Raw genomic sequence first — 12,938 nt, forward strand, 5'->3', positions numbered from 1 at the left:
CAGCTACGACAGTTCATCCTTATGTCAGGACAAAGTCTTGACTGTTCATCTCTTGTTCATCTAGAACTGGAGGCCCCCCTGGATGAGGAGCGATCATGCGTGTGGGTCTGCTGGGCCTTGGACGTATAGGCATGTTCCATGCCACCACCCTGTCCACCTTGGTTGACGAGCTCGTCGTGTCCGACGTGGACACGGCGAGGGCGGAGGAGGTGGCCCGGCGGCTCGGCGCCCGGACCGGCGATCCCTTCGACGCGGACGCGGTGGTGCTCGCGACGCCGACCTCCGCCCACGCCGAGGGCCTGCTGAGGGCGTGCGAGCGGGGAGTGCCGGCGTTCTGCGAGAAACCGGCCGCGCCGACCGTCAAGGAGACGTTACGGGTGGCCGAGGCCGTCGAACGGGCCGGGATCGGCGTGCACATCGGCTTCCAGCGCCGCTTCGACGCCGGCTACCAGGCCGCCCGCGAGGCGCTGCTGGCGGGCGAGCTCGGCGAACTGCACCGCGTGCACATGCTGACCGGCGACCCCGCGCCGCCGCCCGCCGAGTACGTCGCCCAGTCCGGCGGCATCTTCCGCGACTGCCACATCCACGACTTCGACATCCTGCGCTGGGTCACCGGCCGCGAGGCGGACACGGTGCAGGCGGTCGGCGCCAACCGCGGCGAGCCGTACTTCGCCGCCGCCGGGGACGTCGACACCAGCGCCGCCCTGATCGTCATGGACGACGGCACGCTGGTCACCCTGCAGGGCTCCCGTTACAACGGCGCCGGCTACGACGTGCGCATGGAGCTGGCCGGCACCCTGGGCACCCGCGCCGTCGGGCTCGGCGACCGCGCCCCGTTGCGCTCGGCCGAGGGCCTGAGCCCGGACGGGCCGCCGTGGCCGGACTTCCAGACCAGGTTCGAGGCCGCCTACGTCGCCGAGATGGGCGCGTTCCTGTCGATGGCCAGGGGCGAGAGCGAGAGCCCCTGCACCGTCCGCGACGCCCTGGCCGCCCTCTACCTGGCCGAGGCCGCCGACCTGGCGCGCCGCGAGGGCCGTCCGGTGCGCGTGCTGGAGGTGGCCAAGTGAGGATCGCCGCCGCACCCATCTCGTGGGGCGTGTGCGAGGTGCCCGGATGGGGACACCAGCTCACCGCCGACCGGGTGCTCGCCGAGATGGCCGGGCTCGGCCTGACCGCCACCGAGCTGGGCCCCGAGGGATTCCTGCCCGCCGACCGCGACCTGCTCGGCCGGTACGGGCTGCGCGCGGTGGGCGGATTCGTCCCCGCGGTCCTGCACGACCCCGCCCACGACCCGCTGCCCGCCCTCCGCGCCACCTGGGACGCCTTCGACCCGGACGTGGTCGTCGTGCTGGCCGCCGCCACCGGCGCCGACGGCTACGACGCCCGTCCCGAGCTGGACGACACCGGCTGGCGCACCCTGCTCGGCAACCTCGACCGCGCCTTCCACGAGGCCAAGGGCGACGGCCGCGCGCTCACCCTGCACCCCCACGTCGGCACCATGGTCGAGACCGGCCAGGAGGTGGACCGGGTGCTCGGCGGCAGCGCCGTCCCGCTCTGCCTGGACACCGGCCACCTGCTCATCGGCGGCGGCGACCCGCTCGACCTGGTCACCCGCGTCCCCGAGCGGATCGCCCACGTGCACCTGAAGGACGTCGACGCCGCGCTCGCCGCCCGCGTCCGGGCCGGCGAGCTGACCTACACCGACGCCGTCCGCGCCGGGATCTACCGCCGGCTCGGCCGCGGCGACGTGGACGTCCGGGGCATCGTCGAACGCCTGACCGCCGCCGGCTACGACGGCTGGTACGTCATGGAGCAGGACGTCGTCCTCGACGCCGAGCCCCCGGCGGGCGCTGGCCCGGCCGACGACGTGCGGGCGGGCGTGGCGTTCCTGCGGGGCCTGGCGTGAGCGCCCTCGACGTGCTGACGATGGGCCGGGTCGGCGTGGACGTCTACCCGCTCCAGAGCGGCGTGTCGCTGCGGCACGTGGAGACGTTCGGCAAGTACCTGGGCGGCAGCCCCACCAACGTGGCCGTGGCCGCCGCCCGCCTGGGCCGCTCCAGCGCGGTGATCACGCGGACCGGCGACGACCCGTTCGGCGCGTTCGTCCGCGACGCGCTGCGCTCCTACGGCGTGGACGACCGCCTGGTCGGCGCCGCGCCCGGCCGGCCGACGCCGGTCACGTTCTGCGAGATCAGGCCGCCGGACGACTTCCCGCTCTACTTCTACCGCCAGGACGCGCCCGACCTGGAGATCGCGCCCGGCGACCTCGACCTGGCGGCCGTCACCGAGGCGCGGCTGTTCTGGGCCACCGTGACCGGCCTGTCGGCCGAGCCGTCCCACGCCGCCCACCTGGCCGCCTGGCAGGCCCGCGGGCGCGCCCGGCACACCGTGCTCGACCTGGACTACCGGCCCATGTTCTGGGCCGACGCGGCCACCGCCGGCAAGCGGGTGCGGGAGGCGCTCGCGCACGTCACCGTCGCGGCCGGCAACCTCGACGAGGTCGAGGTGGCCACCGGCACCCGCGACCCGCGCGCGGCCGGGGAGGCCCTGCTGGCCGCGGGCGTCGAGCTGGCCATCGTCAAACAGGGCCCGGACGGCGTGCTCGGCATGACCGCCACGGAGACCGTACGGGTGCCGCCCGTCCCGGTCGAGGTGGTCAACGGGCTCGGCGCCGGCGACGCCTTCGGCGGCGCGCTCTGCCACGGCCTGCTCGAAGGCTGGCCGCTGGAACGCACTCTGCGCTTCGCCAACGCCGCGGGCGCGATCGTCGCCGGACGCCTGGCCTGCGCGCCCGCGATGCCCACGGCGGACGAGGTCGAGGCCGTCCTGTCCGCCACCCTCTCGGAAGGAGCCGTCACGCATGCGTGAGCAGGACTACCGCCGGCTGCTCGACCAGCGCGCCTGGCAGCCGGAGCGCGTCGCCGAGGCGGCGGCCGCCCGCCGGCGCCGGCCACTCAGGAACGGCAGGGAGCAGCTGCTCATCATCGCGGCCGACCATCCGGCCCGCGGCGCCCTCGGCGTGGCCGGCCACCCGATGGCCATGCGCAGCCGCGCCGACCTGCTCGACCGGCTCATGACCGCCCTGGCCAGGCCCGGCGTGGACGGCCTGCTGGCCACCCCCGACATCGTCGAGGACCTGCTGCTGCTCGGCGCGCTCGACGACAAGATCGTCATCGGCTCGATGAACCGCGGCGGCGTGCATGGCTCGGTGTTCGAGTTCGACGACCGCTTCACCGCCTACGACGCCCCCACCATCGCCGCGATGGGCCTGGACGGCGGCAAGATGTTGTGCCGGATCGCGCTGGAGGACAGCGCCACCGCCGCCACCCTGGCCAGCTGCGGCCAGGCCGTCACCGACCTGGCCAGGCACGGCCTGATGGCGATGGTCGAGCCGTTCTGGTCCAGGCGGCAGGACGGCGTGGTGCGGCACGACCTGTCGCCCGAGGCCGTGATCCACGCCATCAGCGTCGGCCAGGGGCTCGGCGCGACCTCCGCCCGCACCTGGCTGAAGATCCCGGTCGTGCCGGAGATGGAACGCGTCGTGGAGTCCACGACCCTGCCCGTGCTGCTGCTGGGCGGCGACTCCGGCCAGGACACCGGCGAGATGTACGACTCCTGGCGCAAGGCGCTGCGCCTGCCCGGCGTGCGCGGCCTGGTGGTCGGCCGGGCGCTGCTCTACCCGCCCGACGGGGACGTGGGCGCCGCCGTGGACACCGCGCTCGGCCTGCTGGAGGGCGGCGTGCCCGATCTCGTGCAAGGAGGTGCCTCATGAGGCTGACCACGGCCCAGGCGCTGACCCGCTTCCTGGCCGCCCAGCGGTCGGAGCGCGACGGCGTCGAGCAGCGGCTGATCGCCGGCGTGCTCGGGATCTTCGGCCACGGCAACGTCGCGGGCGTCGGCCAGGCGCTGGCCGAGCAGGGCGCGGGCACGGGCGACGCGCTGCCGTACTATCTGGCCCGCAACGAGCAGGCCATGGTGCACACGGCCGTCGGCTACGCCCGTACCCGCGCGCGGCTGTCCACCTTCGCCTGCACGACGTCCATCGGGCCCGGCGCCACCAACCTGGTCACCGGCGCGGCGCTGGCCACGATCAACCGGGTGCCGGTGCTGCTGCTGCCCGGCGACGTCTTCGCCACCCGCGCCCCCGGCACGGTGCTGCAGGAGCTGGAGGACCCCCGGTCCTACGACGTGTCGGTCAACGACTCGCTGCGCCCGGTGTCGCGCTTCTTCGACCGGATCAACCGCCCGGAACAGCTCCCGGCCGCGCTGCTGGCGGCGATGCGGGTGCTCACCGACCCCGCCGAGACGGGCGCGGTCACGCTCGCGCTGCCCCAGGACGTGCAGGCCGAGGCCTACGACTGGCCTGAGGAGCTGTTCGCCCGGCGGGTCTGGCACGTCCCCCGCCCGGTCCCCGAGCCGGCCGCGCTGGCCAGGGCGAAGGAGCTGCTGCGCGGCTCCCGCAGGCCGCTGATCGTGGCCGGCGGCGGCGTCCGGTACAGCGGGGCCTGGGCGGAGCTGACCCGCTTCGCCGAGAACCACGGCGTGCCGGTGGGCGAGACGCAGGCGGGCAAGGGCGCGCTGCCCTACGACCACCCCCGCGCGGCCGGCGCGATCGGCCACACCGGCACCGACGCGGCCAACACCCTGGCCCGCGAGGCCGACCTGGTCATCGGCGTCGGCACCCGCTACACCGACTTCACCACCGCCTCCAGGACGCTGTTCGGGCAGGCCGCCTTCCTCAACGTCAACGTCACCGCGTTCGACGCGGCCAAGAACGCGGGCGCCACGCTCGTCGCCGACGCCCGCGAGGCCCTGCGCGCCCTCGACGAGGTTGACTGGCTGGCCGACCCGGAATGGACCCACCGGGCCGCCGCCCTGGCCGCCGCCTGGCAGTCGGAGATCGGCCACACCTACGCGGGCCCCGAGCTCACCCAGCCCGTCATGCTCGGGATACTCAACGAGGTCGCCGGAGGCGGCGTGGTGGTCAACGCGGCCGGCTCGATGCCGGGCGACCTGCACCGCCTCTGGCGGCCCGCCGACCCCGAGCAGTACCACGTCGAGTACGGCTACTCGTGCATGGGCTACGAGATCGCCGGCGGCCTCGGGGTGAAGCTGGCCGCGCCGGACCGCGAGGTGTTCGTGCTGGTCGGCGACGGGTCGTACCTGATGATGGCGCAGGAGATCGCGACCGCCGTGCAGGAGCGGATCAAGCTGGTGATCGTCCTGGTGGACAACCGGGGCTTCGCCTCCATCGGCAACCTCAGCGAGTCGGTGGGCGCCCGGCGGCTCGGCACCGCGTACCGCACCCGCGGGCCCGGCGGCGAGCTCGACGGCGAGCCCCTGCCGGTGGACCTGGCCGCCAACGCCGCCAGCCTGGGCGCCGACGTGCTGCGCGCCGACGGCCCCGAGTCGCTGCGGGCCGCCCTGGTCAAGGCCAAGGAGTCGGCCAGGACCACCGTCGTGCACGTCGAACCCGTCCCCGGCGGCGGTCCGGGCGCGCAGGCCTGGTGGGACGTGCCGGTCGCGCAGGTGTCCGGCCTGCCCGAGGTCCGGGCCGCGCGCGAGCGCTACGACGAGGCCAAGCGCGACCAGCGGCTCTACCTCTGATGGGCTGGACGCTGGCCTTCGCCGCGGTGGCCGTCCTGTTCGTGCTGATCAGCGGGGCCAACGACGGCGCCACGCTGATCGGCCTCGGCCTGCGGTTCCCGCGCACGCCCGGCTGGCTGGCCGCCGCGCTGCTGGTGGCGGTCCTGTTCGCCGGGCCGTACGTGCTGGGCGTCGCGGTCGCGCGGACCTTCACCGAGGGGCTCGCGGGGCTCGACTCAGGGAGCGGCGCGGCCGTGTTCCTGGCCGGCGTGGTGATCGCCGTCGTGGTGGTGGCGGCGCTGACCGGCAGAGGGCTGCCCACCAGCCTGACGCTGGCGGTGATCGGCGGCATCGCGGGCGCCGGGCTCGGCGCCGGCCTGCCGGTGGCCTGGCCGAGCCTGGTCACCGTCCTGGCGATCGGGGCGTGCGCGCCGCTGGTCGGGCTGGGGCTCGGCTACCTGCTGGGCACCGCGTCCCGGCGGGTGCCGTCCTCGCGCCGGATGCCGGGGCTGGTGCTGGCCGCCCACCTGGTGGCGTACGCGGCCCAGTGCCTGGCCTACGCCGTCAACGACGGCCAGAAGATGATCGCCGTGGTGAGCGTCGCCGTGGACGTGGGCCGCAACGGGCTCGGCCGGGTCGGGCCCGTCCAGCTCGCCCCCGGGTGGATGGCCGTGCTGGTGGCGCTGTTCCTCGCCGGGGCGCTGACCACGCTGCCCCGGGTGGGCGAGCGGGTCGGCCGCGGCCTGGTCATCACCCGGCCGCTGCACGTGCTGTCGGCCGAGACGGCGGCCACCGGAGCCGTCCTCGGCAGCTCGGCCCTGGGCAGCCCGGTGAGCATGACCCAGTCCGTGACCGCCGGGGTCGTCGGCGTGGTGGCAAGCGAAGGAAGCAGGAGGGTGCGATGGCAAGGAGTGCTGAACATGGGTACGGCGTGGCTGGTCACGCTGCCGTCGTCCATGGCCCTGGGCGTCCTGGCCGGGCTCGGCCTGAGGCTGCTGTGAGCGGCGGACGGCCCCGCCGGCTCGCCCGCGCCTGGGACGAGCTGCGCGGCCGGTCCGGGCGGCGGGTGATCGACCTGATCCGCGGCCAGGTCGCCGTGGCCAGGGAGGGCGCCGTGCTGGCCCGCTCGGCCGCCTCCGGCACGACCGGCCAGGCCGCCGCCCGCGCCCGCATGGCCGAGGTCGAGCACGAGGGCGACGCCGCCCGCGCCGAGCTCGTCCGGGCGCTGAGACGGGTGCTGGCCACCCCCATCGACAGGGAGGACCTGTTCCGGCTCTCCCGCTCGATCGACGACGTGCTGGACCAGTTACGCGACTTCGTCCGCGAGGCCGACCTGTTCGGGCCCGCCGACCTCACCTTCGCCGCCGAGCCGCTGCGCGCCGTCATCGACGGCCTGGACCAGCTCGAACGGGCCCTGCTGAAGATCACCGGCGATCCCGGCTCGGTCACCGTGGCCGTGCTCGCCACCCGCAAGTCCCGCAGCCGCGTCCGCCAGCTCTACCAGGCCCGGCTCACCGAGCTGTTCGCCGGCCCGCTGGACATGGACACCCTGCGCGAACGCGAGCTGCTCTCCCGCCTGGACGCCGTGGGCCGCCGGCTCGGCGAGGCCGCCGACGCCCTCGCCGACGCCATGCTCAAACGAAGCCACTGAAAACCCCCCGAAGGAAGACCATGGCTGTTCTGACCAAGACGGAACCGCCGCCTCGCCCGCCGAGACGGCGCCGACTCCGCTACCGCCTCCAGGTCCTGCGGCACGACCCGACCGCCGCGCTCGGCCTGATCCTCGTCGTCCTGCTCGCCTACCTCGTCGTCGCCCCCCTGATCGCGGTCCTGTCGGACGCCTTCCGCCTCCAGTTCGGCGACGAGCTGCACGCCGGCCAGCAGCCGGGCGAGTGGACCGGCTACTACCTGTGGCGGGTCTTCCGCTCCCAGATCAGCGGCCTGCTGTTCTGGGGCCCGCTGGTCAACACGCTGGTCGTCGCGGTCGGCACCGTGCTGTTCGCGCTGCTGCTCGGCGGCGGGATGGCCTGGCTGGTGACCCGGACCAACGTGCCCGGCCGCAAGTGGCTGGCCGGGGCGCTGGTGGTGCCGTACATGCTGCCGTCGTGGACGTTCTCGCTGGCCTGGCTGACGCTGTTCAAGAACGAGCGGGCCGGGGGTCAGGTGGGCTTCCTGGAGTCGGCCGGCGTGCGCACCCCCGACTGGCTGGCCTACGGCCCGCTGCCGATCATCGTCACGCTCGGGCTGCACTACTACCCGTTCGTGCTGCTGCTGGTCGGCAACGCGCTGCGCAGGATCGACGTCCAGCTCGAGGACTCGGCCCGGATCCTCGGGGCGCCGCGGCGCGTCGTCGTGCGGCGGATCGTGGTGCCGCTGATGCTGCCCGCGCTCTCCTCGGCCGTGCTGCTCGTGGTCGGGCGGGTGCTCGGCACGTTCGGCACCCCGTACGTGCTCGGCCTGCCCGCCGACTACCAGGTGCTGTCCACCGGGCTGTTCCAGTCGATCAGGGACCGCAGCACCGGCGTGGCGTCCGTGCTCGCCACCGTCATCGTGATCATCGGCGTGCTGATCGTCTTCACCGACATGCGGCTGATGCGCGAGCAGCGCAGGTTCGTCACCGTCGGAGGCAAGGGCGCGATGGACCGGCTGGGCGACCTGCGCGGCTGGCGCTGGCCCGCCTTCGCGCTGGGCGCGGTGGTCTTCGTGGTCAGCGTGCTGATCCCGGTGCTCACGCTGCTGCTGTCCACGCTCACCCGAACGCCGCTGGACCTGTCGACCCTGACGCTCGACTACTGGATCGCCGACCGGCTCCCCGGCGCGGTCGGGTTCCCGCACGGCATCCTGCGCGGCTCCGAGCTGTGGCAGGCCGCCTGGAACTCGCTGCGCATCGTCGGCCTGGCCTCGCTGATCTGCGCGGTCGCCGGCCTGCTCATCGGGTACGTCGTGGTCCGCGGCACCGCGCCGCGCATCGCCGGGTTCCTGCGCCAGGTGTCGTTCCTGCCGTACCTCATCCCCGGCATCGCCTTCGCCGCCGCCTCGCTGTCGCTGTTCGCCGTCGCCCGCGGGCCCGTCCCGGCGCTGTACGGGACGACGTTCCTGCTGATCCTGGTCATGGCCGTGACGCACCTGCCGTACAGCTCGCGCTCGGGCATCGCGGCGATGATGCAGCTCGGCCGGGAACCGGAGGAGGCCGCGCAGATCGCCGGGGCCTCCTGGTGGCACCGGATGCGGCGGATCATCTTCCCGATCCAGAAGGGCGCCCTGGTCACCGGGATCGTGTTGCCGTTCATCTCGGGGCTGAAGGAGCTCAGCATCGTCGTGATGCTGACCACCACCGGCACCCAGCTTCTCACGACGCTCTCCATCGGCCTGGTCGACTACGGATACACGCAGCTCGCCAACGGCGTCGTCCTCATGATCGCTTTGCTCTCCTTCACCATGACTTCCCTGACCCAGCGGCTGACCAAGAGCAGCCTGGCGTCCGGCCTAGGAGGATAGATGCCGAACATCACCTTGAGCGCAGTCTCCAAGAGCTACGGCGGCGGCGACTACGCGGTGAAGAACCTCGACCTCGTGGTCCCCGACGGCGCCTTCATGTGCCTGCTCGGCCCCTCCGGCTGCGGCAAGACCACCACGTTGCGCATGATCGCCGGCCTCGAGCAGCCCACCGCGGGCAGCATCGCCGTCGGCGAGCGCGTCCTGGACTCCGTCGAGCAGGGGGTCTACGTCCCGCCCGAGAAGCGGGCGATGGGGCTGGTGTTCCAGAACTACGCGCTCTGGCCGCACCTGTCCGTGCGCGACAACGTGGAGTTCGGGCTGCGCATGCGCAAGGTGCCGGCCCCCGAGCGGCGCTCGCGGGCCGAGGCGGCGCTGCGGATGGTGCACGTCGACGCCGCCATGGACCGTTACCCGTCCCAGCTGTCCGGCGGCCAGCAGCAGCGCGTCGCCCTGGCCAGGATGCTCGCGGTCAACCCGTCCGTGCTGCTGCTGGACGAGCCGCTGTCCAACCTCGACGCCCGGCTGCGCCTGGAGATGCGGGCCGAGCTCAAGCGCATCCACGAGGAGTCCGGCGCGACGATCGTCTTCGTCACCCACGACCAGCTCGAAGCCCTCACCATGGCCACCGACGTCGCCGTCATGAACGAGGGCGAGCTGCAGCAGCTCGCCGCGCCCATGGAGATGTACGAGCGGCCCGCCAACCGGTTCGTCGCCGAGTTCGTCGGCAGCCCGCCGATGGCCATCGTGGACACCGGGGCCGCGCCCGGCGGGCTGGCCGCGTCCCTGCTGCGGTTCGTCGAGGCGCGCGGCTCGGGGGTCACCCCGTCCGCCGTCGGCATCCGGCCCGAGGCGCTGCGGCTCGGCGCGCCGCCCGCCGCCGCCTGGAGCGAGGAGGCGCTGGTCGAGGCCGTGCTGCCGGCCGGCTCCTCCTGGACGGTACGGCTGCGCGTCCTGGACACCGAGCTGTTCGCCCTGTCGTACACGCCGGTGCGGGCCGCGCCCGGCGACGTGCTGCCCTGCTGGACCGAGCAGCTCCACCTGTTCGGCGCGGACGGCGCCCGCATCTCCTCCTGGGACCGGGCGGAGGTGACCGCGTGATCCGCCCCAAGGCGCTGCTCCTGGACTTCGGCGGCGTGATCGTCGAGACCGCCAAGCGGCCGTCCTGGGCGGCCGAGCTGGCCGCCGAGGTGCACACCATGCTGGCCAGGACCGGGTTCGACGGCCTGACCGCCGAGGACGTCGAGAGCGACATCCGGGCCGGGGCGCGGGCCGACAAGTACTGGAAGGACTCCACGTCCCGGCAGTTCGCGCCCGAGGAGATGACCCACCGCCGGTTCTGGGCCGAGTTCGTCGCCACCGACTGGCCCGAGCAGGCCCGCACGCTGGTCACCGTCGAGGCGACGCCCCTGTGCAAGCGCATGGGCGAGCTGCGCAGCGACAGGAAGCTGCGCACCGGCATGGCCGAGCTGCTGAACGCCTGCCTGCGCAACGGCGTCGTCCCCGCCGTCGTCAGCAACGCGCTGTGCGGGGCCGTGCACCGCGACTACCTCGCCGGGAGCGGGCTGGACCACCTGCTCGCCGCGCAGGTCTACAGCGACGAGGTCGGCGTGCGCAAGCCGAACCCCGAGATGATCCTGCTCGCCTGCCGCGCCCTCGGCGTGGACCCCGCCGACGCCTGGTACGTCGGCGACAACTACGACCGGGACGTGATCTGCGGCGCCCGGGCCAGGGCGGGGGCGACCGTCCTGATGGTCTCCGCGAGCACCGACAAGATCCCGTACCGGGTGCGGCAAAGCCCTCAGGCCACGGTCGAGGACCCCCGCGCCCTGCTGACCCTCCTGGAGGAGACATGGACGTGAACACCTCGCGCGAGCTGGCCGCCATCGCGGCCGAGGCGGCCAGGGCGGTCGGCGACCGGCTGCGCGGCGCCTTCCGCTCCCGTCCCGAGATCCAGACCAAGCGCGACTTCCACGACCCGGTGACCGAGCACGACAAGGCGGCCGAGGAGGGCATCCGCGAGGTGCTCGACCGGCTCTGCCCCGACAGCGTCGTGGTGGGCGAGGAGGGCGGCACCAGGGGACAGGGCGCCATCAGCTGGTACGTCGACCCCATCGACGGCACCGCCAACTTCGCCGTCGGCCTGCCGTTCTTCTGCACCTCGATCGCCGCCGCCGTGGACGGCGAGGTGGTGGCCGGGGTGATCTACGACCCGGTGCGCGACGACGAGTTCACCGCCTGGCTCGGCGGCGCCGTCTGCAACGGCGAGCCGCTGCGCAGCGCGGGCGCCCGCGCCGACCGCGAGGCGGTGCTGCTGTCCAGCTATCCCACGCCGCGCGACCTGGCCGAGGACGAGGAGGGCGCGCTGCGCCGCTTCTCCAGGATGACCCAGTCGTTCGCGACCATCCGCCGGCCGGGCAGCGCCGCGCTCAAGCTCGCCCACGTCGCCGCCGGCTGGTCCGACGTCGCGTACGGCACCCGCGTCAACGCCTGGGACGTCGCGGCCGGATCCCTGCTGGTCCGGCAGGCCGGCGGCGTCTACATCCCGCTGTCGGGCAGCGTCTTCGAGCCGGGCGGCTACCTGGCCTGCGTCGGCGGGTTCGACCTGGCCTCCTCGGTGCTGGCCGACGTGGCCGCCGGGGCTGCCGGGGCCGCCGGGGCCGCCGACGTCGCCGGGGCGAGGAGCGCGACGTGATCCGCTGGATCGTGACCGACCTCGACGGCACGCTCGTCGGGCGCGACCTGGCCATGGTGCCCGCCGCCCGGGACGCGCTGCGCCGCTACCGGGCCGCGGGCGGCGAGGTCGTCATCGCCACCGGCCGCATGGAACGCTCGGCCCGGCCCTACTACGACGAGCTGGGCCTGGACGGCCCGGCCATCCTCTACAACGGCGCCCGCACCGTGAACCTGGCGACCGGCGAGGTGCTGCGCTCCCGCCACCTGCCCGCCACCGCCTGGAAGACGCTGCTCGGCCTGTTCGGCGAGCTGCCCGCGGGCGTGTACCCGGTGGCCTTCTCCGGCGGGGCGGCGCTGGCCGTGGACGACGTCCCGGAGCTGCGGGACTACGCCCGGCGGGACGGCATCACGCTGCGCGACCCCGGCGACTGGGCGGCGCTGCCCCCCGACGGGATCACCAAGTGCATGCTGATCGGCGACCGCCTGCCGGACCTGGACATCGCGGGCACGGTCACCGTCCGGTCGGAGGCGACGTACCTGGAGGTGCTGCCGGAGGGGGCGACCAAGGGCAGCGCCCTGCGCGAGCTGGCGAAGGCCAGGGGAGTGCCGCTCGACCAGGTCGCCGCCATCGGCGACAACCCCAACGACATCGACATGATCCAGGCCGCCGGCCTGGGCATCGCGGTCGGCGACGGCCACCCGGACGTCCTGTCGGCCGCGGACGTGGTCGCGCGTCCCTGCGCCGACGGCGCGCTCGTGGACGCGGTGGAACTGGCACTGGGAGAGGGAGAACGGTGAAGTCGGTCAAGCATTGGATCAACGGCGCCCTGACGGACGGCGGTGACCGGACGGCGGAGATCTTCAACCCGGCCACGGGTGAGGTCAGCGGTCACGTGGCGCTGGCGTCGGTGGCCGAGGTGGACGCGGCCGTGGCCGCCGCGGTGGCGGCCTTCCCGGCGTGGCGGGACTCCTCGCTGATCAAGCGCGGCCGGGTGTTGTTCCGGTTCCGTGAGTTGATGTACGCCCATCGGGACGAGCTGGCCGGGTTGATCTCGGCCGAGCACGGCAAGGTGCATTCGGATGCGTTGGGGGAGGTGGCGCGCGGGCTGGAGGTGGTGGAGTTCGCGTGCGGGATCCCGCATCTGCTCAAGGGGGGTTTCTCCGAGGGTGTCTCGACCCGG

Annotated in this window: 13 protein-coding genes; all 13 read left to right on the plus strand. The window is 73.9% G+C overall.

Annotated elements, in window-relative coordinates; genetic code table 11:
• The first annotated feature begins 95 nt into the window (after window positions 1-95).
• Complete coding sequence (locus ABZ459_RS35860) at window positions 96-1,067, plus strand: Gfo/Idh/MocA family oxidoreductase (RefSeq protein ID WP_357979899.1); 972 nt, start codon at window positions 96-98, stop codon at window positions 1,065-1,067.
• Window positions 1,064-1,906: a TIM barrel protein gene (locus ABZ459_RS35865; protein WP_357979902.1), complete on the plus strand. Its 843-nt coding sequence runs from the start codon at window positions 1,064-1,066 to the stop codon at window positions 1,904-1,906. Before ABZ459_RS35860 ends, ABZ459_RS35865 begins: the two co-directional genes overlap by 4 nt.
• Window positions 1,903-2,868 carry a 5-dehydro-2-deoxygluconokinase gene (iolC, locus tag ABZ459_RS35870; protein WP_357979905.1) on the plus strand — a complete coding sequence of 322 codons (966 nt, stop codon included), beginning with the start codon at window positions 1,903-1,905 and terminating at the stop codon, window positions 2,866-2,868. Before ABZ459_RS35865 ends, iolC begins: the two co-directional genes overlap by 4 nt.
• Window positions 2,861-3,772 carry a deoxyribose-phosphate aldolase gene (locus tag ABZ459_RS35875; protein ID WP_357979907.1) on the plus strand — a complete coding sequence of 304 codons (912 nt, stop codon included), beginning with the start codon at window positions 2,861-2,863 and terminating at the stop codon, window positions 3,770-3,772. Before iolC ends, ABZ459_RS35875 begins: the two co-directional genes overlap by 8 nt.
• Window positions 3,769-5,607: a 3D-(3,5/4)-trihydroxycyclohexane-1,2-dione acylhydrolase (decyclizing) gene (gene iolD / locus ABZ459_RS35880; protein ID WP_357979910.1), complete on the plus strand. Its 1,839-nt coding sequence runs from the start codon at window positions 3,769-3,771 to the stop codon at window positions 5,605-5,607. The genes ABZ459_RS35875 and iolD overlap by 4 nt, the downstream gene beginning before the upstream one ends.
• Entirely contained in the window at window positions 5,607-6,587 is a 981-nt protein-coding gene (locus tag ABZ459_RS35885) for an inorganic phosphate transporter (RefSeq protein WP_357979913.1), read from the plus strand. Before iolD ends, ABZ459_RS35885 begins: the two co-directional genes overlap by 1 nt.
• Entirely contained in the window at window positions 6,584-7,237 is a 654-nt protein-coding gene (locus tag ABZ459_RS35890; RefSeq protein ID WP_357979916.1) for a DUF47 family protein, read from the plus strand. The genes ABZ459_RS35885 and ABZ459_RS35890 overlap by 4 nt, the downstream gene beginning before the upstream one ends.
• A 20-nt stretch (window positions 7,238-7,257) precedes the next feature.
• A complete protein-coding gene (locus ABZ459_RS35895) occupies window positions 7,258-9,084 on the plus strand; it encodes an iron ABC transporter permease (RefSeq protein WP_352324733.1) in 1,827 nt (608 codons plus the stop codon).
• The gene (locus tag ABZ459_RS35900; RefSeq protein WP_357979919.1) at window positions 9,085-10,182 is read left to right on the plus strand and encodes an ABC transporter ATP-binding protein; all 1,098 of its coding nucleotides are present in this window, start codon (window positions 9,085-9,087) and stop codon (window positions 10,180-10,182) included.
• A complete protein-coding gene (locus tag ABZ459_RS35905; protein WP_357979922.1) occupies window positions 10,179-10,943 on the plus strand; it encodes an HAD-IA family hydrolase in 765 nt (254 codons plus the stop codon). Before ABZ459_RS35900 ends, ABZ459_RS35905 begins: the two co-directional genes overlap by 4 nt.
• Window positions 10,934-11,776, plus strand: a complete 843-nt coding sequence (locus ABZ459_RS35910; RefSeq protein WP_357979925.1) for an inositol monophosphatase family protein — start codon at window positions 10,934-10,936, stop codon at window positions 11,774-11,776. Before ABZ459_RS35905 ends, ABZ459_RS35910 begins: the two co-directional genes overlap by 10 nt.
• Window positions 11,773-12,555 (plus strand): Cof-type HAD-IIB family hydrolase, encoded by a 783-nt coding sequence (locus ABZ459_RS35915; RefSeq protein WP_357979928.1) that lies wholly within the window; start codon window positions 11,773-11,775, stop codon window positions 12,553-12,555. Before ABZ459_RS35910 ends, ABZ459_RS35915 begins: the two co-directional genes overlap by 4 nt.
• Window positions 12,552-12,938 (plus strand): aldehyde dehydrogenase family protein (locus ABZ459_RS35920; protein ID WP_357979931.1); only part of this gene is annotated, 387 nt, incomplete at its 3' end. The genes ABZ459_RS35915 and ABZ459_RS35920, both read left to right, overlap by 4 nt.

The sequence above is a fragment of the Nonomuraea sp. NPDC005692 genome (assembly GCF_040631115.1).
GTDB lineage: Bacteria > Actinomycetota > Actinomycetes > Streptosporangiales > Streptosporangiaceae > Nonomuraea.